Here is a 26,039-nt window from a genome sequence, read left to right on the forward strand (position 1 = left end):
TCAGCTGGCCGAGGCGTGCCGATGAGGAAGGCCGCGGCCGGGTGGATTGGCGTCGCCGAGGTCCGCCGAGCGCTGATGAAGCCGGACGAATTCGTCGACGGTCAGCGTCTCGCCCCGGCGTGCCGGATCGATACTCGCGGCGAGCAACCGACTCGCCGATTCGTTACCCGAACCCGCCCACTCAACGAAGGCGTTGCGAGATGTCTTGCGCCGCTGCGCAAATGCGGTGTCGACGAGCTTGAACACGTTCTGCCGGAAGGTGGCATCGGTCGGCCACGGCGGATTGGTGTAACGGTCGATGCGGACCAGTCCGGAGTACACCCGCGGAATCGGCCAGAACACGGTCGGCGACACCATGCCGTGCCGGCGGACCTGTCCGTGGAAGCGCACCTTGACGCTGGGCACGCCGTATTCCTTGCCACCGGGTTCGGCGGCGAGCCGCTCGGCGACCTCGGCCTGCACCATCACCATCACCGTTCGCAGCGAAGGGAATTCGGCAAGCAGATGCAGCAGCGCCGGTACCGCGACGTTGTAGGGCAGATTCGCCACCACCGCCGTCGGCTCGGAAGCCAGATCGGCGGGGCCGATGGACAACACGTCGCGGTTGATCACCGTCAGCCGCTGGATTTCACTGTGCGCGTGCTCGGACACCGTCTGCGGCAGCCGATCGGCCAGCACCGGGTCGATCTCGACGGCGCTCACCGTGGCGCCGCGGTCCAGCAGTGCCAGCGTGAGCGATCCCAAACCGGGCCCGACTTCCAGGACGTGATCGTTCCGGCTGATTCCGGACGACGACACAATCCGGCGCACTGTGTTGGCATCGTGAACGAAGTTCTGCCCCAACGATTTACGCGGTCGGAATTCGAGTTCTTTGGCCAACCGCCGAATTTCGGTCCGGCCAAGCAGCCGGATGGTCAGCGCGCACCCGCTCTGCCGCTGCACACCGGCCACGCGCCCCAGCCCTGACGCGCCTGCGTCACCGAGGCGACGGCGATCTGCTCTTCCCGGGTCGCCATGTCGGCGCGCGGCGCGAACCGCAGGCCACCGTTGCGTTCCCAGGTGTTCTGGTCGAACTGCACGCCGCCGTAGTAGCCGTTTCCTGTGTTGATCGCCCAGTTGCCGCCGGCCTCGCAATGCGAGATCGCGTCCCAGATCTCGCCGTGAGCGACCTCGGGCACCTCGGTGCCCGGCTTGGTGCCCACCCGCACGACCGCCTCGCGAGCGGGTGTGATGACGTGGCTGGCCACCGGCAACCGACCGGTCTCGATGCCGTTCACCTTGGACACCGAGAAGGTCACGTCTTGGGTGCCCGGGGTACCCGGATCCTCGACGACCTCGCGGTCCATGTTCATTTGCGGATCCTCGATGCGGTGCCGAGCCGGAACCAGCGGCACCCGCTCGGTGAGCCGCTCGATCCGGTTGCGGGTCACCTGGACGTGCATGCCGTCGATCACCGGTGCCGCCGCCCCGGGCGTGACCTGGTCGCTTTGCTCCAGGGGCACCCCGACGTCGGCCAACAGATCGCCGACCCGGGCCGCGGCCAGGTGCACGTTGCGCACCACGCCCCCGTCGTCGACCTCGACCGTCTTGGCGCTGACGACCGGCAAGGCCATCCCGGCCAGCGGGACGCGGCTGCCGCGCGAGGCCGCCGCCGGCGCCGTGTCGGTCATCGACAACTGGGCCAGCGCCTCGTCGACCGTGGAGGCAGTCGTCCACACCTGCTTGGTGTTCTGGCCGTCCAACGAGATCTGCAGCGGCCGGCTTCGCCGCAGCACGATGTTCGCCGCGTCGGGCACCCGCTCACCGGCGTTCGGGTACAGGTCGTCCCGGTCGCTGACGGTGAATCCGTTCTCCTTGATGATGTCGATCACCCGCGACTTCATCGTCGTCACGGTCATTGCGGTGCCATCGACGCTCAGCGTCACCGTCTTGTAGTCGGCGACAGCGAAGCCGCCGGCGAATGCCAAGACCAGCAGAAGGCCCGCGACCAGGAGCCGCAGGGCCGGTGACGGAGCCTGATGGAGTTTTGTGAGTACGTTCAACGCGCGTCTATCCCCGACCTCAAAATGCACTTGGGTAACAAATAAAAAGGCCCGCCAGGGGCCCCAACCGTTCGATCACAAGAAGGTAACGAATCCGCGGTGGATAGGGCAACTCGAACCTGCCGCGTTCACCGACTTTTAACTCGTCAGCGTCAATCCGTAGGCCCGGCGGGCGTTGCCGGTGGTGATCTCGGCCAGTTCGTCAGCGGGCCGGTCGATCAGCTCGGACAGCGCCCGCACGGTGTAAGGCAGGCAGTACGGCTCGTTCGGGGCGCCCCGATACGGGTGCGGGGTCAGAAACGGTGCATCGGTCTCCACCAGTAGCTGGGCCGGCGGCACCAGCGGAACGGCTTCGCGCAGCTCATGTGCGTTTCGGAAGCTCACCGTCCCCGACAGGCTGACCAGCCAGCCGGCATCCGCGCAGGCACGCGCCAATCCCGGCCCCGAGGAGAAGCAGTGGAAGATCACGGTGTCGGGCGCGCCCTCGGCGCGCAGCACGTCGAGCACCTCGGTGTCGGCGTCGCGGTTGTGGATCATCAACGGTTTGCCGGTCCGCTTGGCCAGGTCGATATGCCAGGCGAAAGCCTCCCGCTGCAGGGCGGGGTCCGCGCAGCCCTCGAGCTTTCCCGGCCAGTACAGGTCCATTCCCGTTTCGCCGATCGCCACCACCCGCGGGTGCGCCGCCAGCCGCTCGATCTCGGTGCGGGCCGCCTCGGTCAGGGCGCCGGCGCGGGTGGGGTGCAGTGCCGCCGCGGCGTAGACGCGTGAATCCCACTCGGCGGCCTGTGTCGCCCAGCGCGCCGAGGCCAGGTCGTCGGCGATGGTGACCACCGCGACCACACCGACCGCCGCCGCGCGATCGACGATGGCGCGCACGTCGTCGGCGTCCGTCGCGCCGCAGGCGTCCAGGTGGGTGTGCGCGTCGATCAGCGGGCTCAGCCGTTGCGGGGCGGGTGGCGGCTGACGTTTGGAGCTCACGCGCACACAATAGGGTGAGACGCGATGACGCCGTACTACATCACCACCGCGATCACCTACCCCAACGGCGACCCGCATGTCGGGCACGCCTATGAGTACATCGCCACCGACGCGATCGCCCGGTTCAAGCGGCTCGACGGCTTCGACGTCCGCTTTCTGACCGGCACTGACGAGCACGGCCTCAAGATGGTCGAGACCGCAGCGGCCGAGGGCATTCCGACCGCCGAGTTGGCCCGGCGCAACTCCGACGTGTTCCAGCGCCTGCAGAAGAAGTTGGACATTTCCTTCGACCGGTTCATCCGCACGACCGACGCCGACCACCACGAGGCGTCCAAAGACATCTGGCGACGGATGGAAGCCGCCGGAGACATCTACCTCGACAGCTACTCGGGCTGGTACTCGGTGCGCGACGAACGGTTCTTCGTGGAATCGGAGACGGCGTTGGTCGACGGGCTTCGAATCGCCGTCGAAACCGGCGCACCGGTGACCTGGACCGAGGAGCAGACCTACTTCTTCCGGCTGTCGGCATATGCCGAGAAGTTGCTGGCCCACTACCACACCAACCCCGACTTCATCGCACCCGAGGTGCGACGCAATGAAGTGGTCAGTTTTGTCTCGGGCGGCCTGCGCGACCTGTCCATCTCCCGCACCTCATTCGACTGGGGCGTGAAGGTCCCCGGACATCCCGACCACGTCATGTACGTCTGGGTCGACGCGCTCACCAACTATCTGACCGGTGTCGGTTACCCGGATACCGAATCCGAACTGTTTCAACGCTATTGGCCCGCCGACCTGCACATGATCGGCAAGGACATCATCCGATTCCACACCGTCTACTGGCCGGCTTTCTTGATGTCAGCCGGAATCGATTTGCCACGAAGGGTTTTCGCGCACGGCTTTCTGCTCAACCGCGGCGAGAAGATGAGCAAGTCGGTGGGCAACATCGTCGATCCCAACACCCTGGTCGACACCTTCGGCCTGGACCAGGTGCGTTACTTCCTGTTGCGCGAAGTCCCGTTCGGCCAGGACGGCAGTTACAGCGAAGACGCGATCATCACCCGGATCAACACCGACCTGGCCAACGAGCTCGGCAACTTGGCCCAGCGGTCGCTGTCGATGGTGGCCAAGAATCTCGACGGGGTGGTCCCCGCGCCCGGCGAATTCAGCACCGACGACACCGAGCTGCTCACCATCGCCGATGGTCTGCTCGATCGGGTTCGTGCCGAATTCGACAGCCAGGCAATGCATCTCGCACTTGAAGCGATTTGGCTGATGCTCGGCGCAGCCAACAGGTACTTCTCGGCTCAGCAGCCGTGGGTATTGCGCAAGAGCGAATCGGCGGAAGACCAGACGCGCTTTGCGACCGTGCTCTATACGACGTGCGAAGCGGTGCGCATTGCGGCGCTGCTGGTTCAGCCGGTGATGCCCGAATCGGCAGGCAAGCTCCTGGACCTGCTTGGCCAGCCACCGGAGCAGCGCGACTTTGCCGCGATCGGCACACGTCTGACACCCGGCACGGCGCTACCGGCGCCGGTCGGCGTTTTCCCGCGTTACCAAGTCGACTGAGTTCACAAGTCGGACAGGCGAACCCGGACGGTGACGCGCCCGCTGGCGTCTCGGTGGGCGACGGCATGTCCGGCCCGCTCGGCTCCGTCGAGTGTCAACGAAATGGGACCGCCGTCGCCGACGAAGTTGCGCCACCACGTCTTGGCGTCGGGCAGGTTCGCGACGATATCGATGTTCTCGTCACCGCGACGGCGGTAGGCCACCGGGATGCTGAACGTTCGTCCCGAACGTCGCCCCGTGTAGGTGATCAGCGCGATATTGCGCCGCAGTCCCGCCCCCAGCCGGGGGGAGGTCGCGATCGCCGTTATTGGCGCGTTGAACAGCGGAGCCGCGCGCATGAGCAGCCGCCCGACGTTTTTGCCAATGGTCATTGGATCGATCCCCTTTCGTTTCAGATCAGCAACGTCACGCACAACGCCGCGACCGCCAGGCCTTGCAGACTGGCCCTGGCGGTGATGACTTTATCCCAGTTGCCTTGCAGTGCACGGGCATCCGTCGACAGCTCGAGACGGTCGGCCCCGGCAATGAGTTGGTGGTTGATCGGCGCACTGACGCGCAGGTAGAGCAGTAGCCACAGCAGCAGCAGGCCGACGCCGACACCGGCTGCGCCGGCTTGGGTCCAGCTGCCGGACGCCGCGGCGAATGCCGCACTGATCGCTGCGGCCGCCACGCCGAGCACGCCGGGCACCGGCATCCGCCGGTCGCCGTAGCGATGGATGTTGCCCATCACCGCGAGCAGGGCCCGGTCGTCGACATGCGCCAGCGCGGGCCGCTGCACCATCGCGCAGAACACGTCGGTGCCATAGACGACACCGGTACCCAGTACCGCGATCAACGCGAACAATTTGCCGATCATGCGTGCTCCCCTCCGCGGTAGGTGTTAGCAACGCTAACCCAACCTATTCGGCGCGTCAATAGCGTCGCTAGCTTTCATATCGTCGCTAACATGGATCGCATGGCCATCGAAGACCGCCGTGAGCGCGAGCGAGCCGCCCGCCGCCGGCTCATCACCGACACGGCACGCAGGCTCGCCGAAGAAGAGGGTTGGGACGCCGTGACCACCCGTCGGCTGTCCGCCGAGATCGAATACAGCCAGCCGGTGCTCTACAAGCACTTCGCCGGCATGGAAGGCATCGTCGCGTCGGTCGCCCTCCAGGGATTCGGCGAACTTGCCGGCGCGCTGTGCACCGCGCGCACCGGCGCAGCCGGCGGCCGCGACGCCCTGACCCGAGTTGCCAACGCGTTCATCGCGTTTGCCCGCGATAACCCCGCGTTGTTCGACGCGATGTTCACCCGGGCGACCACCCTGCCGTTCGCCGCCGAGGACACACCAGCCGAACTGAACGCGGGCTTCGCCGAACTGCGCGCGGCGGTGGAGATGATCGCCGGCACCCGGGATCCTGACACGCTGACCGAAGTGGTGTGGGCCGCGCTGCACGGCCTGGTCACCCTCGACCGCAGCGGCCGGTTGCGACCGGAATATGACGCCGCGCGGGTAGATCTACTGCTTGTCGGCTTCTCGCACCCGACGTGAGCCTGGTCACAGCGGCGCCACCGTTGTCACATCGTCGGTCTCAGCGGTGTCTTGAGGGCAGGACAACCCGCGAGAACAGGAGACAACAATGACTGCCCAGCGCACTCACGTCGTCGTGATCGGCGGCGGATACGCCGGCACGCTGGCCGCCAACCATTTGCGGCTGCGCGCCGATCTCGACATCACCATGGTGAACCCACGTCCGGTTTTCGTCGAGCGAATCCGGTTGCATCAGTTGGCCGCAGGCAGTGGCACCGCCGCCGTCGACTACGGCACCCTGCTCGGCGACGGCATCCAGCTAGTCGTCGACAGCGCCGAGCGGATCAACACCGCTGATCGCCAGATCGAGCTGGCATCTTCGTTCGTGTTGGATTACGACTACCTCGTCTATGCGGTCGGCAGCACCGGAGCGGTTCCGGCCGTAGTGCCCGGCGCAGCTGAATTCGCCTATCCCATCGCTGAATTCGAGCACGCCGAGCGGCTTCGTCGCACCCTGGACGAGGTGCATCCCGACGCCCCGGTCACCGTTGTCGGCGCCGGTCTGACCGGCATCGAAACGGCATCCGAACTGGCCGAGCAGGGCCGATCGGTGCAGCTGGTCTGCGGCGGACTGCTGGGGCCGTCGCTGAGCCGGCCCGGCCGCCGTTCGGTGGCCAAGTGGCTGCGTCGCCTTGGTGTGAACGTGCTCGAAACCGCAACGGTCGGCGAGGTCCGCCCCGACGCGGTGGTACTGGACGACGGCGCCGTGCTGTCGAGCACGGTCACGGTGTGGACCGCGGGCTTCGGCGTGCCGGATCTGGCCGCTCGCAGCGGACTTCGTACCGACGCGCTGGGCCGGCTACTCACCGATGAGACACTGACCAGCGTGGACGATCCGCGCGTCGTGGCGGCCGGTGACGCTGCTGCGCCGTCGGACCAGCCGTTGCGGATGAGCTGCCAAGCGGCGATCCCGCTGGGTGCCCAGGCCGCCAACACGGTGCTCAGCCGGATCGCCGGCACGGAACCCGCCGCGATCAACCAGGCTTTCACCGGCCAGTGCATCAGCCTGGGCCGCTCGTATGCCACGGTCCAGTTCGCTCGCCCCGACGACAGCCCGGTGAACCTGTTCATCGGCGGCCGGCTCGCCGCGTCGATCAAAGAGGCGGTGTGCAAAGGCACGGTGTGGGGCATTCGCCGGGAGGCCGCCAAGCCGGGCTGGTACCGCTGGCTCAAAGGTGGCAAGCGGGCCGAGCGCATCGCTCCCGAGGTGGTCGCGGTACCGTGACCACCTCCAACGACCACGCCGAACGGTTCATGCTGCTGCGGCCGCTGCTGTTCACCATCGCCTACGAAATCCTCGGCTCGACAACCGAATCCGATGACGTCCTGCAGGACAGCTACCTGCGCTGGGCGGAGGTGGACCTTTCGACCGTGCACGACACCAAGTCGTATCTGGCCCGGTTGGTCACCCGTCAGTCGCTCAACGCGCTGCGGGCGGGTGCGCGGCGTCGCGAGGACTACGTCGGGCCGTGGCTACCCGAGCCGCTGCTGCTCGACGAGCAGGACCCGTCGGCGGATGTCCTTCTGGCCGAGTCGGTTTCGATGGCGATGCTGGTGCTGCTGGAGACGCTGGGTCCCGACGAACGCGCGGTGTTCGTGCTGCGTGAGGTTTTCGGCTTCGACTACGACGAAATCGCTTCCACGGTAGGCAAATCGGCGGCCGCAGTGCGCCAAGTCGCTCATCGGGCCCGCGAACACGTCCAGGCCCGGCGGAAGCGCTTCGCTCCGGTCGACCCGGAGCAGAACGCGCGGATCGCCACCGAGTTCATGGCGGCGGCCGCCGGCGGTGATGTGCAGGCGGTGATGTCGATGCTGGCTCCGGACGTAGTGTGGACCGCCGACAGTGGCGGCAAGGCCAGCGCGGCCCGCCGTCCGGTGATCGGGGCCGATCGGGTCGCCAGAGCGGTCGTCGGGCTGATCGGGCGCGGCATGCAACTGCCCGGTGTCCGCGTGGAGATGGTCGTCTGCAACGCGGCACCGGCGGTGCTGCTCTACGCCGGCGACCGACTGGAAGGTGTTTTCACCGTGGAGATCGTCCACGGAAAGATCAGAAACTTCTATGCGATGCGCAATCCCGACAAGCTCGCCGCCGCGACGATCGTACGCAAAATCAGCCGCGGCTGAGATTTCTGCAAAGCTAGGAGCGTGCGAATCGACCGGCTCGGCGATCTCGGCAGCGCTCACGAGGTGCTGCGGGCCATCGGCGACGCCGCGAACCGGCTGGAGCTGCCGCCACCGGCCGCGCTGACCGGCCAATGGTTCGGCGCGCTGGCCGTGATCGCCCCGAGCCTGTCGGTGCAGCCCGTCGACCCAGCCGATGCGTTCGACGTGCGACCGGGTTCGCACAGTACGACGGTCGGCGGTGGCTGGATCGGCTACCTGTCCTATCCCGATCCGGGCGCCGATGGGCGACCCGCCCGGATACCCGAGGCCGCGGGCGGCTGGACCGACTGCGTGTTGCGCTGCGACCGCGACCGGCAATGGTGGTTCGAAAGCCTGTCCGGTGCCCCGATGCCCGGTTGGCTGGCCGACGCGCTGACGGCTCCGGTGCCGGCGCGGGCGTACCGGATCGACTGGGACGCCGCCGACCGTCAGGCGCATCGCGCCGGGGTGCTGGCCTGTCTGGAAGCCATCCGCGCCGGGGAGGTCTACCAGGCCTGTGTGTGCACGCAATTCGCCGGCACCATCGCCGGGGAGCCGCTGGACTTCTTCGTCGACGGTGTAGCGCGCACCGCACCGGCGCGGGCGGCCTACGTCGCCGGCCCCTGGGGCGCGGTGGCATCGCTGTCGCCGGAGCTCTTCTTGTGCCGACGCGGCGACCTGGTCATTTCGAGTCCGATCAAGGGCACGTTGCCGCTCTACGCTCCCCCGTCGGCGCTGCGAGCCTCGAGCAAGGATGTCGCCGAGAACATCATGATCGTCGACCTGGTCCGCAACGACCTGGGCCGGGTCGCGGTCACCGGATCGGTCACGGTTCCCGAGTTGCTCGAGGTGCGGCCCGCACCCGGGGTGTGGCACCTGGTGTCGACCGTGTCGGCGCAAGTACCCATCGAGCTGCCCACCTCGGCGCTGCTGGAAGCCACCTTCCCGCCGGCCTCGATCACTGGCACGCCGAAATTACGTGCGCGGCAACTTATTTCGCAGTGGGAGCAGTCGCGACGCGGAGTTTATTGCGGCACAGTCGGTTTGGCCTCGCCGGTGGCCGGCTGCGAACTGAATGTCGCGATCCGCACGGTGGAATTCGACGCGATAGGCAACGCGGTGCTGGGCTCCGGCGGCGGGATCACCGCAGACTCCGACGCCGACGCCGAATGGGAGGAATGCCTGCACAAGGCGGCGCCGATCATCGGAGCCGGTATCACCGCCGCCGGGCGCGAAGCACCGCGTCGTAGAGCTCACGCCGTGAGGGCGCTCCCGGCGTAGCCGCAATCACCTGCGCGCAGGCGTCTTTGACGCCCATCCCGCCGTCGACCAGCGCGCTCACCTCCACCACCAGCGAAGGCAGGTCGGCGCGCGGAGTCGCACCCGCCAGCACGATGGTGATCTCGCCGAGCACGCCATCGGCGGCCCACGCGGCCAGCTCGTCCAGCGATCCGCGCACCACTTCCTCGTGCACCTTGGTCAGCTCGCGGCACACCGCCGCCCGGCGATCCCCGCCGAGTTGATCGACCGCGTCGCCCAGACAGGCCGCCAGCCGCCGCGGCGATTCGAAGAACACCGCCGTGCGCGGCTCGGCCGCCAGCGACGTCAGCCAGCTTCTGCGCGCTGCCTGTTTGCGTGGCGCGAAACCTTCGAAGCAGAACCGCTCCGACGGCAGCCCGGACACCGCCAGCGCGGTCGTCACTGCCGACGGGCCCGGCAGGCACTGCACCGCAATGCCAGCCGCCACGCAGGCCGCCACCAGCCGGTGACCCGGGTCGCTGATCAACGGCATCCCGGCGTCGCTGACCACCAGCACGGTGGCGCCGGCGTTGAGCTGCTCGACCAGCGCGGGCACCCGGGCGGCCTCGACATGATCGAAGAAGCTGACCACCTTTCCGCCGATCGTCACGTCAAGTGCCTTGGCCAGGGTCCGCACCCGGCGGGTGTCCTCGGCGGCGACGATGTCCGCCGTCGACAGCGCCGCGATCAGCCGCGATGACGCATCGGACGGCTGACCCAACGGCGTGGCGCCCAGCAGCAGTCGACCACCCGTCATGCGCCGCTCCTCCTCCTTTTCTGATCGCACTGTTCTGTTCATCGTCGCCGGCGCGCCGTCATCCGCCACAGCCTACGATCGTCTCTGATGAGCACCACCGCCCCGGCCGACGAGCTCGTCGCTCCCGAGCGGACCGTCCCGGTGATCAGCCCTGGGCCGCTGACGCCGGCACCCGACTTCGGGCCCGTCGACCGCTTAGAGGGTTGGGTGGTCACCGGCGTCCTCACCGCGCTGGCCGCGGTGACCAGAATCGTGAACCTGGGTTCGCCCACCGATGCCGGCACCCCGATCTTCGACGAAAAGCATTACGCCCCGCAGGCCTGGCAGATGCTGCACAACCACGGCGTGGAGGACAACCCCGGCTACGGCCTCGTCGTCCATCCGCCGGTCGGCAAGCAGCTGATCGCGATCGGCGAGGCCATTTTCGGCTACAACGGGCTCGGCTGGCGGTTCACCGGCGCCGTCCTCGGCGTGACCATGGTGGCGTTGGTGGTGCGGATCGTGCGTCGGATCAGCCGCTCGACACTGGTCGGTGCAATCGCAGGAGTACTGCTGATCGCCGACGGGGTGAGCTTCGTGGTGGCACGCACCGCACTGCTCGATGGGTTCCTGGCCTTCCTGGTGCTCGCGGCGTTCGGCGCGCTGATCGTCGACCGGGACCAGGTGCGCGAGCGCATGCACGTCGCATCAATCGAAGGCCGGATCGGCGAGACGGTGTGGGGACCGCGGCTGGGCGTGCGTTGGTGGCGGTTCGGCGCCGGGGTACTGCTCGGATTGGCTTGTGCAACAAAGTGGTCCGGACTGTACTTCGTCGTGTTCTTCGGACTGCTGTCGTTGGCCTTCGACGTCGCGGCGCGCAGGCAATACCAGGTGCTGCGGCCATGGCTGGGCGCCGTACGCCGTGACGTGATCCCAACGGCGTACGCGCTGTTGCTCATTCCGTTCGCGGTGTACCTGGGCAGCTACGCGCCGTGGTTCGCGTCCGAGACTGCCATCGACCGGCACGAGGTCGGCCAGTCGATCGGGCCACAGACGAATTTCCCGCTGCCCGATGCGATCCGGTCGCTCTGGCACTACACCGTCAAGGCCTACCAGTTCCACGCCGGCCTGACGAATTCCGCGGGCAACTACCACCCGTGGGAATCCAAACCATGGGCCTGGCCGATGTCGTTGCGGCCGGTGCTCTACGCCATCGACCAGCAGAACGTTCCCGGCTGCGGCGCGCAATCGTGCGTCAAAGCCGTGATGTTGGTTGGCACACCGGCGATGTGGTGGATTTCGGTACCCGTCCTCGCCTACGCCTGCTGGCGGATGATCGTGCGCCGGGACTGGCGCTACGCCGCAGTGCTGGTTGGTTATTGCGCGGGCTGGCTGCCGTGGTTCGCCGACATCGACCGCCAGATGTACTTCTTCTATGCGGCCACCATGGCGCCGTTCCTGGCGATGGCGATCGCGTTGATCCTCGGCGACATCCTCTACAAACCTGGGATCAAAGGTGCCGAACGCCGCAGCCTCGGGCTCATCGCGGTGTCCTGCTACGTGGCTCTCGTGCTGACGAACTTCGCGTGGCTGTTTCCGGTGCTCACCGGTCAGCCGATTTCGCAGAACACCTGGAACATGGAGATCTGGCTGCCCAGCTGGCGCTGACCTCCCCACCTCGAAACAGAAGCTAGGGCTGTAGTTTCGCGGCAATCCACAGCCCTGGCTTCTGCTTCGCGGGATGTCAGTGCCGACGATCACGATCATTACATGATCGCACCCACCATTGGCAGCGAAGCGTTGGCCAGTGGCTCACTCACTCGTGGCCAGTTGCGCTGGAACTACCGGCCTATCTTTCCGGATGTATACGTCCCGAAATCGATGTCTCGGTCGTTGGAAGTCATGACAATCGGCGCCTGGCTGTGGTCCGGCCGACGCGCGCTCGTCACCGGCCTGGCGGCATCGGCGTTGCACGGCGCGCGGTGGATCGGGGAACAAGCGCCGGTCGAGTTGCTGCGGCGCAACAATCACTACCCGCCCGGCGTCGTAGTTCGCGACGAGCGGTTCGAACCGGACGAGGTCACGTCGATCACAGGAGTCGCGGTTGCCACCCCGGCACGAGCGGCTTTCGACCTCGCGCGACATCTTCCGCGAAGCAAGGCGGTCGCGTACCTCGACGCCCTCGCCCGGGCGACAAATGTCACGAGGCAGGACGTGATGGTTCTCGTCGCGCGCTATCCCGGTGCCCGCGGCAACCAACGGGCACGACAAGCCCTCGACCTCATGGACGCAGGTGCGGAATCACCGAAGGAATCTTGGCTGCGGCTGGTTTTGGTCGATGCCGGATTTCCCCACCCCACCACGCAGATTCGGGTAACCGATGGGCAGCAAGTCGCATACCTCGATATGGGTTGGGAAGATCAGATGACCGCACTCGAATACGACGGCGACCACCACCGCACCGACCGCCGACAATATGTCAAAGACATCAGGCGAGCGGAAATGCTCGAACGACTCGGTTGGCACGTGGTCAAGGTCATCAAAGAAGATCGTCCACGCGACATCGTTGAACGGGCATCGCGGGCCCTCGCGCGACGTGGATACGCTGAGACACCGCCTCGAAACAGAAGCCAGGGTCGCGATGCGGCGTAAAGCACTGCCGCAGCTTCTGTTTCGCGCGGAGCGCCGTCTAGCCGCGTGCGTTGAGTGGTGCGCACGCCTTGGCGAGCGCCGGCGCATATGTGACGTCGCCGCATTCGCACTCCCACGTGGTGTGTCGACGTCGAGCGCATGAGCACCGCACGCTTCCGGCGATCATGTGTCCCGGCAACAACCAGTGCCCCCGCGTACAGCGGTAAGGCTGTCTCTCGGTAAATATTCGCTCGCCGGCGCTGCCGAGGTCGTCGGTATCAATAGCCACGACCACGACAGTGACAGGTTCCGCGCGACAACGGCAGGTCGGTTGCCGGATCGTTATGGTTTGGTGTCCCGCCGTGGGCGTGTCGTTGATCTGACGGGCGCGACTACAGCGGATCGCGGGCGGCTGGACACGACATGCACCGCGGCCCACCCCGGCCGGTGCCCAGCTCGGAGGCGCCGATAGTCAGCACTTCGATCCCGGCATCCTCTAGGCGGGCGTTGGTTCGCGAATTGCGCTGGTAGGCGACGACCACGCCGGGCGCCAGGGCGAGTGTGTTGTTGCCGTCGTCCCACTGTTCCCGTTCGGTGACAACGGCACCGCGCCCGGTGTCGATGACGCGTAACTTGTCGATGCCCATCGCGGCGGCCGCGGCGTCGACGAACAGTGCTTCATCGGAGATCCGCACCCCGTCGGATGTGCGCGCGATGGTGAACGCGGACAACGTGTCGACGACGTCGGCGTACATCACCGCCGCGTCGGTGTCGACCATCGTGCATACCGTGTCCAGGTGCATCTGCGCACGCTCCTGGGCCAGCGGCACCGCCAGCACGATCTCGGCCAGACCATCGTCGAACAAGCTGCGCGCCAAAGTTTCTGCGCCCGCCGGAGTAGTTCGCCGGCCCACGCCGATGGCGAGCACCCCCGGAGCCAGCAACAACACGTCACCACCTTCGATGGGCGCAGCGCGCGATTCATAGGCGCGTCGCACACCGGTGAAACGGCGGTGGTGGGCATAGATCAAGTCGGTCAGCGAGGCCTCGCGGGCTCGTGCGGGCAAGGCCAGCGACGGGATGACGACCCGGGGACCGAGCCAGATCGACGAGTCGCGGGTGAACACCAGGTTCGGCAACGGCTCGATGACGTAGTCGCCGCCGCGATACATGCGACGGACAAGCGAAGCGTCCGGGCGCATATCCGACCGCAACTCGTCGAACGTCATGCCGGCCATCAGCACATCAGCCAGCGCGGTCGGTTCGAGGGCACGCAGATAGATCGAAAGTTCCTGCGCCAGAGGCGATCCCAACCGCAGGACATCAACGGCAGCCGCTATGCCCTGCATTCTGGCTGCGCCGCTGGCCAGCGCCTCGTTCAGCAAGTCGGCCAGCAACAGCACCTCGACTCCGCGGGAGCGGAGCAACTCGACGAACGCATCGTGTTCCTCTTGTGCCCGTGCCACCCAAGGCAGTCCGTCGAACAGCAGATCGTCGTAGTTGCGCGGGGTGAGCCGGCGCAGCTCGGCGCCGGGCCGGTGCACGATGACTACCCGTAATGCACCCACTTCGGAATTCACGCCCAGCCCACCGTTGCTCACACTTAGCACGTTAATGCGAAACTGCACCTCAAGTAGGTTCAGCTTGTGCACGGCCATGAGCTGCTTCCCGGTGAACTCGCCAGTCGGGCCGGCGTCGCGATCTCAGCTCTGCACTTCTACGAGCGGCGGGGTCTGATCGTCAGCAGGCGCACGTCGGGCAACCAGCGCCGCTACAGCCGTGACACCCTGCGGCGGGTCGCGTTCATCAAGATGTCGCAGCGGCTGGGCATTCCGCTGGCACGCGTCCGTGACGCGCTGGCCACGCTGCCCGCCGATCGGATCCCGACCAGCCGGGACTGGGCCAGGCTGTCCACCGACTGGCGCGCCGACCTCGACGATCGGATCCTGCATCTGCAGCGGCTACGCGACAACCTCGCCGATTGCATCGGCTGCGGATGTCTGAGCCTGCGCAGTTGCGCGCTGTTCAATCCCGGCGACGTGCTCGCCAACCAGGGCCCCGGGCCGGTCCGGCTGTAGTGCATCGTCGCCACGCGAAGTTCGAACAGTTGTGCGATAGACTGGCCGCCGTGGCGATCTCGGTTCAGGAGTCGTTGTTTGAGTGCAACGACCGTCGAACGCTCGGCCACGGAGCCTGGATCGATATCCGCTCAGGATGGTTGACCGGTGCCGACGAGTTGTTGGGCGAATTGCAAAAGACGGTCCCCTGGCGGGCCGAACGCCGCCAGATGTATGACCGGGTGCTGGATGTTCCCCGCCTGGTGAGCTTTCACGACCTCGCCGCCGAGGAGCCGCCGCATCCGCAGTTGGCCCGGATCCGGCGGCGTCTCAACGACATCTACGCGGGCGAGCTCGGCGAGCCGTTCACCACCGTCGGCCTCTGCTGGTATCGCGACGGGTCCGACAGCGTGGCGTGGCACGGCGACACCATCGGCCGCAGTAGCACCCACGACACCATGGTGGCGATCATCAGCCTCGGCGCCACCCGCACCTTCGCGATGCGCCCCCGCGGGGGCGGCTCGTCGCTGCGATTGCCGCAGGCGCACGGCGATCTGCTGGTGATGGGGGGCTCGTGCCAGCGGACTTGGGAGCACTCGGTACCGAAGACGTCGGCCAGCACTGGGCCGCGGATCAGTATTCAGTTCAGGCCCAGGAACGTCCGTTAGACATCAGCCCTTGATCGCGGCGACCGATTTGACGAGCAAGTCGCGCGCCTGCTTGGTATCGACGGGTTTGGCGGGCTGGCCCTGCTCCACGATCGGGTTGGCGGTGACGATCACCTGATAGTCGCCGAAACGGGCGGTGTAGTTGTACAACTCGCCGCTGCGCGGCTTTCCCTGCACCACGGTCTGCAGAACGCGGTGCACGCCAAGGGTGTGCGTCCCTTCGATCTGCGGCACCTCGATGACCTCGATGAGACCGCGGACCCGGCCACCTTGAAAGGCCACCTTCTGGCAGTTTCGCCCGGGCTCCTTGAACGGCACCGGCTGCGACGTCTGCACAGCCATCGCGATGAAGCGGCCGCCGGTCCCTTCGGCGGCCACCGCGGCCATGTTTCCCTGCAGACCCGATGGCATGTCCTCGCCGACCACGAACGACGCGCAGTCGGGCGGATCGAAGGTCAGCCCCGGCGGAAGTTTGTGCGTCGACAACACCTTGGGATCGATCCCGGTTTTCGCCGTTTCCTTGACTTTGTAGCCCGGCCCGAAGTCGGACTTCACCTGCCCGATCTTGGTGATATCGGCTGAGGGCGGCGCCTCAGATCCATGCGAGCAAGCCGCCAACACGCAGACACTTCCGATCGCCACCGCAATCCGCATCATTCGCGTCAATCTAACGCACCGCCGTCAACCGCGTAACGCCGATACCGTTTTCACCAGCAACTCGCGCGCGAACTGAGGTGTCAGCGCGGGGTCCGGCGAGCCGGGGTCGCTGACCACGGTGGTGAATGCGTAGTAGTCGCCCAGATACGCGGTGAAGGTGCTTGCCTGCGAACCGATTTCATTGCCGCCTTCGACCGATGTCACGATTTCGACGGCCATACCCAGGGTTTCAGCGGCGTCGATGCGCGGCGGGTCGACGAGATGAACACGCGCGTGCGCGCGCCGGCCGGTCATGCTCCATTGCCGGCACTGCGCGACCAGGGACTGATCCAGCGCCACGGACGCCGCTACCACCACCGCGTACACCGTGCCGCCGGCGCCCGATCCCGAAACACCTTGCGCGGATTGCCTGTGCCCGCCGGCCGGGTCGGCCAGCGCCGCACAGCGCGGTGGGGTCGCGACAGCGGCCCCACCCAGACCCCAGATCCCCGGCGGCGCAGTCACTGCCGATACCGCGGTCACCTCGTAGCCGGGCGGTAGTTCGCGCCGCACCCGCCTGACATTGGCGGGATCGACGTGTCGCATCGCTGCCTTGGCCGTAGGTGCGGGTGCACGCTCACTTGGATGACTGCACGCGGCGAGCAGTAGGCAAACCAATGCGACTGCCCAGAACCGCATGCTAGCTGACAGCCAGAATGACTTGGCGGGCAGTGTGTTTGATTTCGGCGATCATGTCGCGACTCAGCAGAAGATCGTGCGGATCGGGTACGTCGATCGTGGTGGTGACCACCCCGACGTCGTCGCGCTCCCAGAACGCGCCGTAGTGGTCCATGATCGTGCGCATCGCCACATTGTCGGCGAGCATGCGGCCGGAGAATTTTTCGACCCCGGCGACCCGGGCGGCAACGGAGAGGGCGGCGATCAAAAACGACCCGATCCCGCGGCCCTGGTATGCGTCCGCGACGGTGAACGCGATCTCGGCGACCGCCGGATCATGGTCGTCGCGCACGAAGCGCGCGTCGGCTACCGGATTGCCATCGCGATCGGTCATCACCCAGACGAAGTGGTCGACGTAGTCGACCTCGGCCAGATAGTCCATCAGCGCCGGGCTGGGCAAGCGCGCCGACATGAAGCGTCGATACAGCGTCTCGCTGGAAAACCAGACGTGGCCCTGCAAAGTCCGCTCGCTGTCGCCGGGAAGCACCGGGCGCAGTAACAGGTCGGTGCCGTCACGGGTGCGGACCGGGATCGGCGTGAGGAAGGCCGCGAGCCGCTGGCGGACGGTGCGCACCAACCGGCTCATGATCCCGGGGATGTGCACCAGCCGCGCGAACGCGTCGTTGTCGCCGATCCAACCGGTCAGCAGCTCAGAGGTGGTCACCGTCGCCGTCCGCGGGATGTGGCGCAGCAGCGCGATCTCGCCGACGATCGTGCCGGCCGACACCTGCTCGACGGTCACCACGTCGTCGTCGGCGACGTGCTTGATCGCGGCCGTGCCCGACGCGATGAGCAGGAAGGACACCGCCTCTTCGCCCTGTCTCATCAGGACCTGACCGGCAGCGGCCTGCAGGGGCTGCAGGCTGGCCGCCAATGGCATCAAGTCTTCGGCGGGACGGCCCGTGAAGATGTCCAGTCCGGCAAGTTCGTCGGCGCGCAGTGCGGTCAGTTCGGTCACATGCCGCCCCTGTCGACTTCTGAAGATGGTGCCCAGGCTAGGTGTTTTGATCGTGTTGCAGCAAGGAAATCGGCCCCGGACGCGCATCCCGACCCCCGTGCGGCCAAACTCACTGAGATGGGCAGCACCGACGATCCGCTGGAGACAACCCGCGATTTGCTCGATCGCGAAGCCAGCTTGCGACACGGCTTCCTCGACGTGCTCGGCGCGTCGGTGGCCAGCGAAACCCCCACGCTGGCTCAGCTCGCGATGAACAGCCCGCTGGTCGCGACGGTGTACGAGCGGCTGTGGCGCCCAGTGGCGTTCTACGTTGCCAGCGGCGTCACCACCCGCGCCGAGCAACGCCGAGCTGCCGATGCCCTGCGCTTGTCTGGCGCACACCGATTACTCGATATCGCATGTGGCCCAGGCAATTTCACCGCTCAATTGGCTCAACAACTACCGTCGGGCGGCCTTGCTGTCGGGTTGGACATCTCGGTGCCGATGCTGACCCGCGCGGTGCTCGACAACAGCGGACCACGCACCGGTTATGTCCGCGGTGACGCGAGCACGCTGCCGTTCGGCGATGAAACTTTCGACGCCGTCTGCTGTTTCGGCGCGCTCTATCTGATGCCCGAACCGTTTCAAGTCGCCCGTGAAATGGCGCGGGTGCTGGCGCCCGGCGGTCGGGTGGCGATATTGACCAGCTACGCGGGCCAGATACCGCCCATCCGGCGCGCGATGACCGCGACCGCGGGGGTGATCGGGCTGCGCTTGTTCGATCGGCACGAATTCGTCAGCCTGTTCTCCTCGACCGGGCTCGTCGACATCGAGCAGCAGACCCAGCGCACGTTGCAGTTCGTCACCGCCGCCAAGCCCGGCTGACGGTCGGGTCGACGGAACACAAACCTAGCTCATCGTCCGGGGTCCGCTTTTGACACCAAAACCACGCGTGAACGGCCGCTACACTGCCGGGATACCGAAGAGACGCAAGCCCAACCCCGACCTGCGCCGGCGCGAACTTTGCGACGCGGCGATTCAGCTGCTCGCCGACGACGGCGCCAAGGGCCTGAGCCATCTGAAGGTCGACGGCCGCGCCGGCGTTCCCGACGGCACCACCTCGTTCTACTTCCGCACCCGCTCGGCGTTGCTGCACGCGGTCACCGAACGCATGGTCGAACTCGACCTCGCCACGTTGCAGACGGTCGCCGACGGCGCCGGCATCGAGGCCGGCGCGTCGGCGTCCACGCTGGCCAAGGTGGTCATCGCGTCCGGCGAAGCACCGCAGCTGAGCCGCACCAGGGCGCGCTACGAGCTGACCATTCAGGCCACCCGGGATCCCGCGATCGCCGCAACCCTGCAACGTGGCACCGACGCATTCACCAAGCTGCACCACGACATCCTGGTCCAGCTGTTGCCGCACGGCGCCGAGCTGGACCCCGACGTAGTCGACGATCTCAGCAACGTGACGCTGACCTTCATCAACGGCCTCATGCTTCGGTTTGTGCACGGCGACCGGATCATCGACAGTCCCGAACAGCTCGACGGTGTCCTGTCGGCGATCGTCGCCGGCGTCTTGGGCAGCGACCAGCGGGGGCGACTCACCCACGACGGCGGTGCACTGCAGCCGAGCCGCCGACGATCGTCGCCGTCGAAATAGGCCATCGGATCTTGCCCAATGCGGGCCCATATAATTCTCTACGGCAATAGAGTTGGCCCATCCGGATCACCGAAGTTGTGGCGAAAGGCAAGGTTTCGTGACGATCCATCGGCTGGCGCGCCACCCACCCGGCCGCGACACCATGACCGGTCGCGTTGCGTCACAGGCGTTTCGCTTCCCGTCGACGGGCAGCTTGCTCAATCAACAACCGAACGGGAGATGACTGATGCCTGAGTACGACTACGAGGAAATGAAGAAGGAAGCCGAGCAGTACATCAAGTTCGAGAAGGACAAAAAGAACCGCATCGCCTACATCACCTTCGCTCGCCCCGACGCACAGAACGCCACCAATCTTGGTATGCGGCAGAACTACGCCGACCTGATCCACAAGTGCAACGTCGACGATGACGTCAAGGTCGTGGTGATCCGGGGCGAGGGCGATGATTTCGGCAGCGGCGGCGATCTGCCCGAGCAGCGCGAAATGCTGGAGAACCCCGGTATGCCGCTGCTGCACGAGCTGGCGATCAACGACGACGAGGTCAAGTACCCGCCGGGCGGCTCATACCGCTACCTGTCCACCGTCACCGACTTTTACGCCAAGGCCAAAGCGGGCAACAGGCCGCTGCAGGAACTCCGCAAGATCAGCATCATCGAAGCCAAGGGCTACTGTTACGGCTGGCACTTCTACCAGGCCGGTGACGCCGACCTGGTGATCTCTTCCGATGACGCGCTGTTCGGGCATCCCGCTTTCCGCTATGTCGGTTGGGGCCCCCGGCTGTGGTGGTGGGCCGAGACGATGGGCCTGCGCAAGTTCTCCGAAATGCTGTTCACCGGAAGGCCTTTCAGCGCAAAGGAGATGTACGACTGCGGCTTCATCAACAGCGTCGTAGCCCGTGACAAGCTGGAAGCCGAGACCGAGAAGTACGCGCTGGCGTGCTCGCGGTCGCGTCCGACCGACACCGTCGCCGTACAGAAGACATTTCTGGAGCTGTACAAGCAGCACAAGGGTGAGTACTTCGGCAGTCTGCTCGCCGGCATGGTCGAGGCCATGCTGCCGATGATGGCCAACGACCAGGCGAACGAGGTCGACCTCACCGAAGGCACTTTCGAGAAGGGCCTCAACAACGTGGTGAAGGACAACGACCTGAACTTCCCGCCCGAGTGGCGGCTGAGCCGCTCGGGACGCGCCAAGCCCTGACGGAGACCGGGTTGGCTACTAGTGCCACGACGGGCTGGCGGTCAGCACCTCGGGTCCGTCGTCGGTGATGACGACGGTGTCGCGGCGCAGCACTCCGCCGAGGCCTTCCTGCCACACGTAGCCGGTGAGCGCGAGCACCATCCCCGGATCCAGCCGTTCGGCGTCGGCGGTGGCCGGAAGCTGCCGGGAGATCACCGGCGGGTCGAAGCCCAGCCCCAGCCCGTGCGCAACCGCCATCGGTGGTGCCGGCTCGCCGGCCTCATCGTAAGCGGCGAGCAGGTCGCCACCGCGGGCGCCGGGCCGGCAGGCCGCGATCAGCTTGTCCCACAGCTCATTCGAGCGCCGGTAAAGTTTGCCGGTCGCATCGGTGGCGTCACCCGCCGGCCACGTCCGGCCAACCTCCGCGACGTATCCCTCGGCCAGTGCACCGGCGCTGAATGCGACCATGTCGCCGGGACCCACCTGACCGTCGCCGTGCGCGCGCCGCCACGGATGTTCCCGCGAGATCACCCATGCGGCGTCCTGGGTGGCCGGTGTGCTCACGCCGCCCGCGGCCATCGCCTCCAGTACCGCACCGGCCAGCGTCTGCTCGGTCAGCCCGGGCCGCAACTCCGCGACGGCCGCAGCGATCCCGGCTTCGGCGACCCGGACCGCGGTGGTCATCGCCTCGACCTCGTCGGGTGTCTTGATCCGTCGCGCGGTTCGCATCGCCAGTTCGCCGTCGACGAATTCGGCATTCGGGAATGCCATCGGCAGCAGCTTCGCGAAAGTCGGTGTGATCGCATCGGTTCCGACGCGACGTGCGGTCGACGACCCGTCGATGTTCTTCAGCACCTCGATCAGCGTCATCGGATTCCAGGCCAGACCATAGAGCCGGTCGCGGCCGATCTCCTCCGGGATACCCTCGTCGTCGGTGCTCATCAGGAAGATCTCGCCAGTACCGCGCAGCATCACACAGACCGGGCCGAACGGCCGCGTTCCGCCGATCCACAACTGCGGCGCCCCGGTCACGTAGCGGACATTGGCCTGGCGACCGAGCACCAGGATGTCGATGTCGTGGGCTTCCAGCTGCGCCAGCGCCCGTTGCCGACGGCCGAACCGAAGATCCCGGCCGTCCGGCGAAATCTCAGTGCGGGCCATAGGGCGTATAGGGGTAGTCGGTAATCCGGATACAGCCGTCGTCAGTGATGACCACGATCTCCTCACTGCGGTAACCGCCGGTGCCGTCTTCCCACACCACCGGCTCCAGCACCAGCGTCATCCCGACGGGGAAGACGAAGTTGTCGTCGAACTCCTCGCCCAGGTCGGTGCCGATCATGGGCGGCTCCGCCGGATAGAGGCCAATGCCGTGTCCGAGGTAGAAGTGCGGCAGCCATGGCTTACTGCCGCGGTTGGCGGCGATCGCCGCCCGCGCGAGATCACCTGATGTCGCACCGGCTTTGGTCACCTTCAGCACCTCGTCGAGGATGTGCTGCCACTGTTCGTACTGAGCCTGCTGGCGGGCGGACGGTGTGTCGCCGACCACCCAGGTGCGCCCGAAGTCCGAGCAGTACCCGGCGTAGCTGATGCTGACGTCGGTCCACAGCACATCGCCCTTGGCGAGTTCACGTTCGTTGGTCAGCAGCGGCAACGCCAGGTCGCCGTGCGTCGTCCACACCCCCTCGGCACGGGACGGCGGCATCACCTGCCAGATCGCCTCCAGCATGTTGGCCGTCGCGCCCAGTTCGAATCCCCGGCGTACCAGCTTGGCCGACAGATCGGTCTGTCGAACACCGGGAGCCAACTGTTGTTGCACGTCGACCATCGCGCATTCGGTGATGCGGCTGGCCTTGCGCAGGCAGGCAATCTGGTCCGGGGTCTTGACCAGGTTTGCCGCTCCGACCACCACCGCGGCCTCCGACGGCGGCCCGCCGGGGAAGATCCGCTCGCCGGCGCGGCGCATCGCACCGGTCATCTCGTCAACCGCGACGCTGCCGCCGCGTGGGATCAGCTCGCCGACTACCCGCGCGAATTGCTCGACACCCTCGTCTATTTCGAGATAGAGAGCATCGTGTAGATGGTCCTCGGGCACATGGGATTCCGACGCGGCGCCCTCCCGGAACGGGATGAACAGATGCGGATGTTGGTCGTCGGCCAGCACGATCGCCACCGGACGCTCGACGTGCGACAGGCCGGCATCCAGCACCGGCCAGCTGGCGCCCGTGGCGTACGCGACATTGTCGTTCATCAACAGGATCAGCGCGTCGACGCCGTGCTCGGCCATCGCATTGCGAAGCCGCGCAGTGGTGTCGCGATGCATCCGTGCCCGGTCGGGCTCCTCGGGGATGACGACGTTCTGCACGCTGGACGATGCCGTCATCTCATATACCCAAGAACTTTTTGATGTTACCGCTGACGATGCGGACGGCATTGTCCGCACCGACGGCTTCCACGACGGCGGCCAGTGATTTCTCCGAATAGCCAAAGCTGCTCTCGTTGTGCGGGTAGTCCGACGACCACATCACCTTGTCCACGCCGATGTCCTCGATCAACTTCAGGCCCAGTGGGTCGACGATGAACGACGCACTCATGTGGGTGTTCCAGTAGTGACGGATGTCGTGCTCCAACGGATGATCGAGCATGTGCTGGTAGGAGGCCAGCACATGCTCGGCGTCTTGCAGCGCCGGCGGAATCCAGGCGATGCCACCTTCGAACCAGCCGATCCGCAGACTCGGATGACGATCGAGGATGCCGCCAAAGATGTACTTGGAGAACATCTCCCGAAACCCGTCGATGTTGACCATCATGGCGACCGCCACGTTATTGACCTCGCAGGGCGCCTTCGGCGGGGTTTCGCCGATGTGGTGCGTGACCGGTAGGCCGGATTCCTCGATCGCATCCCAGACCGGCCGCATCGCAGTGCACGCATAATCCAGCATGATGCCGTCGTCGCCGTTACCCGGGTTGAGTGGCAGCAAAAACGTTTTGAGGCCAAGCGATTTCAGCTCGTCGAGTGTCCGCCGGGCTCCGGCGGGATCCCACCAGTTGATCAGACCCACGCCCAGGAAGTGGCCGTTCGAGCGTTCTTGTAAATCGGCGATGTACTCGTTGTAGATGCGGAAAACCCGTTCCCGGAGTGGCTTGTCCGGAAATCCGAACATGGCCAGCAGCGCATTGGGGAAGGCGAGCTCCCGGTCCACGCCATCCTCATGCAGCTCGCGTATCCGCGCTTCGATGTTGTTGGTCGCCGCACCGTCGAGGTCGTCGTACTGCATCAACACCGCACTGAACACGTCCGGCAGGAATGACTGACCGTGGTGGCCTATCTGGTAAGCGCCGTCTTCGTACCAGATCCGCGGTGCGCTGTCTTTGAGGTCGTCCGGCAATCGCTCGTAGAAGATGTCGGCGGCCAATGAGATGTGTGTGTCGGCGGAGAACACCTCGGTACCTGCGGGAAGGCCGATGTTTCCGTGGGCCTTCCCGCGCCGATTCTTCGGCGCACCGAAGCCGCCGGGTGGGTAGAGCACGTTTGCTTGGGTCATTGTTCCAGCCCACCAATCAGTTTCAGATCCAGATCCGGTAGATATTGCAGATTAACTCTTCTGCCTCTCACCATGTGACGGGTAACTCTCGCAAGCTCGGTGCAAGCCGCTAGGAAGACGGGCCCTCAACCGGAAGGCTCTCGTACCCCCTCGTCAACCAGAACACGGTGCGTTCGATGCCGGGCACGATCTCGGTGACGTCTATTTCGCCTTGGGCGAACTGCGCCAGAAAACCGAACGCGACGCCGGTGAGGATCAACTCGAGGTCGTCGGCGAAACTCGGATCGGCGGACGCCAAGATCGTTCTTGTTATGGGAACTACGGCGTCGACGCCGCGCTGGATGAGTCGTTGCCCGCCGGGCCCTGATCGCGCCCTGAAGTAGGACCGCAGCATCACCGGGTGCCGTTCCCAGGGCTCGAAAATCGTTGTGAGCACATGCACGAGATCTGCGTAGATCGACTCCCCCGGCAGCCTGTCGGCCAGCGACGGCAGCCCCGCATACCGGTTGGCTTCCATCCACCATTCCAGCGCGGTGACGATCAGCGCGTCGCGAGTCGGGTAACGCTTGTAGATGGTGGCCAGTGACACCTTGGCCCTTCTTGCCACTTCTCTCAGTTGGACGGCCTCGTAGCCATCGGTATCGAGTATGTCGACCACGATCTCGAGAATCGGGTCGGTTGACGGTGGAGCAGACGGACTACCGGTTGCCGATCCCAGCTCAGACACTTTTCCCGTCACGGTAACCATGTTACTGTGCCCACAGAGTAACTCGGTTACTTCCATCGGATTGGGCCGATGACCCAACTGGAAGTTAGGAATCGCGCCGTGGGTTCAGTGGATGGCAAAGTCGCCTTCATCACCGGCGTTGCGCGAGGACAGGGGCGGAGCCACGCCGTTCGCCTCGCGCGCGAGGGCGCGAACATCGTCGGCATCGACATCTGCGCCGATATTGCGGCGAACCGCTATCCGATGGCCTCGCGGGATGAACTCGACGAGACCATCGCGCTCGTCGAGGATGCCGGCGGCAAGATGATCGGCAGCGTTGCGGACGTGCGCAACTTTGATCAGGTCAAGGTTGCGGTGGACGCCGGAGTCGATCAATTCGGCCGTCTTGACATCGTCTTGGCCAATGCAGGAATCGCGCCATTGGCGTTTCGACAACTGAGCATTGAAGAAGAGCTGGCCCAATGGCAGGCGGTGACCCGCGTCAATCTCGACGGCGCGTACCACACCGCCTGGGCCACGATTCCGCACTTGCTGACCGGAAACCGTGGTGGCGTCATCATTTTCACCAGTTCGACAGCGGGCATCAAGGGTTTCGGCGGCTTGCAAGGCGGCGGTCTGGGCTACGCCGCGTCGAAGACCGGAATCGTCGGTTTGATGCGGGCACTGGCCAATGCGCTTGCACCGATGAGCATTCGGGTCAACACCGTTCACCCCACCGCAGTAAACACCATGATGGCCGTGAATCCCGACATGGTCGAGTTTCTCGAGAAGAACCCTGACGCTGGGCCGCATCTGCAAAATCCCATGCCGGTCGGAATGCTGGAGCCCGAAGATATCAGCGCCGCTATTGCCTATCTGGTGTCGGACGAGGCCAAATACGTGACCGGCGTGACTTTTCCGGTCGACGCGGGCTTCTGCAACAAGGTGTGA

Annotated in this window: 27 protein-coding genes; 13 read left to right on the forward strand and 14 right to left on the reverse strand. The window is 65.9% G+C overall.

Annotated elements, in window-relative coordinates; genetic code table 11:
* The 3 genes from rsmA to VGG53_RS23355 all read right to left on the reverse strand — a co-directional run bounded on the left by rsmA (position 1) and on the right by VGG53_RS23355 (position 3,026).
* Positions 1–951, reverse strand: a complete 951-nt coding sequence (gene rsmA / locus VGG53_RS23345) for a 16S rRNA (adenine(1518)-N(6)/adenine(1519)-N(6))-dimethyltransferase RsmA (RefSeq protein ID WP_414689040.1) — start codon at positions 949–951, stop codon at positions 1–3.
* Positions 915–2,042 carry a transglycosylase family protein gene (locus VGG53_RS23350; protein WP_331520496.1) on the reverse strand — a complete coding sequence of 376 codons (1,128 nt, stop codon included), beginning with the start codon at positions 2,040–2,042 and terminating at the stop codon, positions 915–917. The genes rsmA and VGG53_RS23350 overlap by 37 nt, the downstream gene beginning before the upstream one ends.
* A gap of 138 nt (positions 2,043–2,180) precedes the next feature.
* Entirely contained in the window at positions 2,181–3,026 is an 846-nt protein-coding gene (locus tag VGG53_RS23355; protein WP_331520497.1) for a TatD family hydrolase, read from the reverse strand.
* Positions 3,027–3,044: 18 nt separating this feature from the next.
* On the opposite strand from VGG53_RS23355, the gene metG reads away from it, so the two are divergent.
* Positions 3,045–4,586 carry a methionine--tRNA ligase gene (metG, locus tag VGG53_RS23360; RefSeq protein WP_331520498.1) on the forward strand — a complete coding sequence of 514 codons (1,542 nt, stop codon included), beginning with the start codon at positions 3,045–3,047 and terminating at the stop codon, positions 4,584–4,586.
* A gap of 2 nt (positions 4,587–4,588) precedes the next feature.
* Here the strand turns inward: metG and VGG53_RS23365 are convergent, their stop codons facing one another.
* Complete coding sequence (locus VGG53_RS23365; RefSeq protein WP_331520499.1) at positions 4,589–4,957, reverse strand: hypothetical protein; 369 nt, start codon at positions 4,955–4,957, stop codon at positions 4,589–4,591.
* A gap of 20 nt (positions 4,958–4,977) precedes the next feature.
* Positions 4,978–5,442 (reverse strand): DUF1772 domain-containing protein, encoded by a 465-nt coding sequence (locus VGG53_RS23370; RefSeq protein ID WP_331520500.1) that lies wholly within the window; start codon positions 5,440–5,442, stop codon positions 4,978–4,980.
* A gap of 99 nt (positions 5,443–5,541) precedes the next feature.
* Here VGG53_RS23370 and VGG53_RS23375 point away from each other — a divergent pair, with 99 nt between their 5' ends.
* The 4 genes from VGG53_RS23375 to VGG53_RS23390 all read left to right on the forward strand — a co-directional run bounded on the left by VGG53_RS23375 (position 5,542) and on the right by VGG53_RS23390 (position 9,582).
* Positions 5,542–6,120 (forward strand): TetR/AcrR family transcriptional regulator, encoded by a 579-nt coding sequence (locus VGG53_RS23375; RefSeq protein ID WP_331520501.1) that lies wholly within the window; start codon positions 5,542–5,544, stop codon positions 6,118–6,120.
* 88 nt (positions 6,121–6,208) lie between these two features.
* A complete protein-coding gene (locus VGG53_RS23380) occupies positions 6,209–7,384 on the forward strand; it encodes an NAD(P)/FAD-dependent oxidoreductase (protein WP_331520502.1) in 1,176 nt (391 codons plus the stop codon).
* Positions 7,381–8,283, forward strand: a complete 903-nt coding sequence (locus VGG53_RS23385) for an RNA polymerase sigma-70 factor (protein ID WP_331520503.1) — start codon at positions 7,381–7,383, stop codon at positions 8,281–8,283. The genes VGG53_RS23380 and VGG53_RS23385 overlap by 4 nt, the downstream gene beginning before the upstream one ends.
* 21 nt (positions 8,284–8,304) lie before the next feature.
* Positions 8,305–9,582, forward strand: a complete 1,278-nt coding sequence (locus VGG53_RS23390; protein ID WP_331520504.1) for an aminodeoxychorismate synthase component I — start codon at positions 8,305–8,307, stop codon at positions 9,580–9,582.
* Here VGG53_RS23390 and rsmI read toward each other — a convergent pair.
* Positions 9,518–10,357 carry a 16S rRNA (cytidine(1402)-2'-O)-methyltransferase gene (gene rsmI / locus VGG53_RS23395; RefSeq protein WP_331520505.1) on the reverse strand — a complete coding sequence of 280 codons (840 nt, stop codon included), beginning with the start codon at positions 10,355–10,357 and terminating at the stop codon, positions 9,518–9,520. The genes VGG53_RS23390 and rsmI overlap by 65 nt on opposite strands.
* An 87-nt stretch (positions 10,358–10,444) precedes the next feature.
* Between rsmI and VGG53_RS23400 the strand changes: the two genes are divergently transcribed.
* Both VGG53_RS23400 and VGG53_RS23405 read left to right on the forward strand, forming a co-directional pair.
* A complete protein-coding gene (locus tag VGG53_RS23400) occupies positions 10,445–12,004 on the forward strand; it encodes a dolichyl-phosphate-mannose--protein mannosyltransferase (RefSeq protein ID WP_331520506.1) in 1,560 nt (519 codons plus the stop codon).
* Positions 12,005–12,106: 102 nt separating this feature from the next.
* Positions 12,107–12,988: a hypothetical protein gene (locus VGG53_RS23405; RefSeq protein ID WP_331520507.1), complete on the forward strand. Its 882-nt coding sequence runs from the start codon at positions 12,107–12,109 to the stop codon at positions 12,986–12,988.
* A 371-nt stretch (positions 12,989–13,359) separates the two neighbouring features.
* On the opposite strand, the gene arcA is transcribed toward VGG53_RS23405, so the two are convergent.
* Positions 13,360–14,568, reverse strand: a complete 1,209-nt coding sequence (gene arcA, locus VGG53_RS23410) for an arginine deiminase (RefSeq protein WP_331520508.1) — start codon at positions 14,566–14,568, stop codon at positions 13,360–13,362.
* Between the two features lie 45 nt (positions 14,569–14,613).
* On the opposite strand from arcA, the gene soxR reads away from it, so the two are divergent.
* Positions 14,614–15,045 (forward strand): redox-sensitive transcriptional activator SoxR, encoded by a 432-nt coding sequence (gene soxR, locus VGG53_RS23415; protein ID WP_331520509.1) that lies wholly within the window; start codon positions 14,614–14,616, stop codon positions 15,043–15,045.
* A gap of 50 nt (positions 15,046–15,095) precedes the next feature.
* Positions 15,096–15,692, forward strand: a complete 597-nt coding sequence (locus VGG53_RS23420; RefSeq protein ID WP_331520510.1) for an alpha-ketoglutarate-dependent dioxygenase AlkB — start codon at positions 15,096–15,098, stop codon at positions 15,690–15,692.
* 3 nt (positions 15,693–15,695) lie between these two features.
* On the opposite strand, the gene VGG53_RS23425 is transcribed toward VGG53_RS23420, so the two are convergent.
* Genes VGG53_RS23425 through VGG53_RS23435 form a run of 3 tightly spaced genes read right to left on the reverse strand, consistent with a single transcriptional unit; the run spans position 15,696 to position 18,024 of the window.
* Positions 15,696–16,349, reverse strand: a complete 654-nt coding sequence (locus tag VGG53_RS23425) for a DUF5642 family protein (RefSeq protein WP_331520511.1) — start codon at positions 16,347–16,349, stop codon at positions 15,696–15,698.
* A 24-nt stretch (positions 16,350–16,373) separates the two neighbouring features.
* Positions 16,374–17,027 carry a DUF5642 family protein gene (locus tag VGG53_RS23430; RefSeq protein WP_414689041.1) on the reverse strand — a complete coding sequence of 218 codons (654 nt, stop codon included), beginning with the start codon at positions 17,025–17,027 and terminating at the stop codon, positions 16,374–16,376.
* 1 nt (position 17,028) lies between these two features.
* Complete coding sequence (locus VGG53_RS23435; protein WP_331520513.1) at positions 17,029–18,024, reverse strand: GNAT family N-acetyltransferase; 996 nt, start codon at positions 18,022–18,024, stop codon at positions 17,029–17,031.
* A 117-nt stretch (positions 18,025–18,141) separates the two neighbouring features.
* Here VGG53_RS23435 and VGG53_RS23440 point away from each other — a divergent pair, with 117 nt between their 5' ends.
* The 3 genes from VGG53_RS23440 (at position 18,142) to VGG53_RS23450 (ending at position 20,861) form a co-directional block, all read left to right on the forward strand.
* Positions 18,142–18,888 carry a class I SAM-dependent methyltransferase gene (locus VGG53_RS23440; RefSeq protein ID WP_331520514.1) on the forward strand — a complete coding sequence of 249 codons (747 nt, stop codon included), beginning with the start codon at positions 18,142–18,144 and terminating at the stop codon, positions 18,886–18,888.
* Between the two features lie 91 nt (positions 18,889–18,979).
* Positions 18,980–19,663 carry a TetR/AcrR family transcriptional regulator gene (locus tag VGG53_RS23445; protein ID WP_331520532.1) on the forward strand — a complete coding sequence of 228 codons (684 nt, stop codon included), beginning with the start codon at positions 18,980–18,982 and terminating at the stop codon, positions 19,661–19,663.
* A gap of 226 nt (positions 19,664–19,889) precedes the next feature.
* Positions 19,890–20,861, forward strand: a complete 972-nt coding sequence (locus VGG53_RS23450) for an enoyl-CoA hydratase/isomerase family protein (RefSeq protein WP_331520515.1) — start codon at positions 19,890–19,892, stop codon at positions 20,859–20,861.
* A gap of 18 nt (positions 20,862–20,879) precedes the next feature.
* Here VGG53_RS23450 and VGG53_RS23455 read toward each other — a convergent pair whose 3' ends face one another.
* The 4 genes from VGG53_RS23455 to VGG53_RS23470 form a co-directional block, all read right to left on the reverse strand.
* Positions 20,880–22,001, reverse strand: a complete 1,122-nt coding sequence (locus VGG53_RS23455) for a M24 family metallopeptidase (RefSeq protein ID WP_331520516.1) — start codon at positions 21,999–22,001, stop codon at positions 20,880–20,882.
* Positions 21,988–23,220 (reverse strand): Xaa-Pro peptidase family protein, encoded by a 1,233-nt coding sequence (locus VGG53_RS23460; protein ID WP_331520517.1) that lies wholly within the window; start codon positions 23,218–23,220, stop codon positions 21,988–21,990. Before VGG53_RS23460 ends, VGG53_RS23455 begins: the two co-directional genes overlap by 14 nt.
* Before the next feature lies 1 nt (position 23,221).
* Complete coding sequence (locus VGG53_RS23465) at positions 23,222–24,382, reverse strand: amidohydrolase family protein (RefSeq protein WP_331520518.1); 1,161 nt, start codon at positions 24,380–24,382, stop codon at positions 23,222–23,224.
* A gap of 109 nt (positions 24,383–24,491) precedes the next feature.
* Positions 24,492–25,130: a TetR family transcriptional regulator gene (locus VGG53_RS23470; RefSeq protein ID WP_414689042.1), complete on the reverse strand. Its 639-nt coding sequence runs from the start codon at positions 25,128–25,130 to the stop codon at positions 24,492–24,494.
* Positions 25,131–25,208: 78 nt separating this feature from the next.
* On the opposite strand from VGG53_RS23470, the gene VGG53_RS23475 reads away from it, so the two are divergent.
* Positions 25,209–26,039: a mycofactocin-coupled SDR family oxidoreductase gene (locus VGG53_RS23475; protein ID WP_331520534.1), complete on the forward strand. Its 831-nt coding sequence runs from the start codon at positions 25,209–25,211 to the stop codon at positions 26,037–26,039.

Origin of the sequence: Mycobacterium sp., assembly GCF_036490025.1 — a bacterium.
Classification (GTDB): Bacteria; Actinomycetota; Actinomycetes; order Mycobacteriales; family Mycobacteriaceae; genus Mycobacterium.